The organism is Salipiger sp. (assembly GCF_059781815.1).
On the sequence record NZ_JBYNAH010000404.1, the window covers coordinates 967 to 1,891 of the forward strand.

The following is a 925-nucleotide window of genomic DNA, read 5'->3' on the forward strand; positions in this document are numbered from 1 at the left end:
TTGCGAGGTCGGGCTCCGCCACCGCGCAGCCCGTCCAGGCTCCGACGCATGCGGCCACAGCCGCCAGTCTGTTGAGAGTCATCGCGTTCTCCATCCCTGTTGTGCGCTGATCTTCTCCGCAGATAACGCGCACGTGATATTCACCTTAGCAGGCCACCCGAATTCGGCGAAGCGCCATGATGCGCGCCGCTTCGGGGCGGGGCCTGCCTGACAGCCGAGGAAAGACCCAGACATGCCAGCCACGATCTCCCGCGCCGATTATGCCGCCATGTTCGGCCCCACCACCGGCGACAAGCTGCGCCTCGCCGATACCGACCTGATCATCGAGGTCGAGCGTGACCTGACCGCCGAGGCGGTGGGCCAGGCGGCGGGCGGCAATGCCCCGATCTACGGCGAGGAGGTCAAGTTCGGCGGCGGCAAGGTGATCCGCGACGGCATGGGCCAGAGCCAGGCGACGCGCGCCGAGGGCGCGGTCGACACCGTCATCACCAACGCGCTGATCGTCGACCATACCGGCATCTACAAGGCCGATGTCGGGCTGAAGGACGGCCGCATCCACAAGATCGGCAAGGCCGGCAACCCCGACACCCAGCCTGGCGTCAACATCATCGTCGGCCCCGGCACCGAGGCCATCGCGGGCGAGGGGCGCATCCTCACCGCCGGCGGCATGGACAGCCACATCCACTACATCTGCCCGCAGCAGATCGAGGACGCGCTGCACTCGGGCCTGACCACCATGCTGGGCGGCGGCACCGGCCCCGCGCATGGCACGCTGGCCACCACCTGCACGCCGGGGCCGTGGCATATCGGGCGGATGCTACAGGCTGCGGATGCCTTTCCGATGAACCTGGCCTTTGCGGGCAAGGGCAACGCCTCACTACCCGCCGCGCTCGAAGAACAAATCAACGGCGGCGCTTGCGCGCTA

The 925-nt window shown here is 68.0% G+C and carries 1 protein-coding gene; it reads left to right on the forward strand.

The features are described from left to right. Positions 1-232: 232 nt before the first annotated feature. Positions 233-925, forward strand: a 693-nt coding sequence (locus AC6RA4_RS25255) for an urease subunit alpha (RefSeq protein WP_500165041.1), incomplete at its 3' end; no start/stop codon positions are given.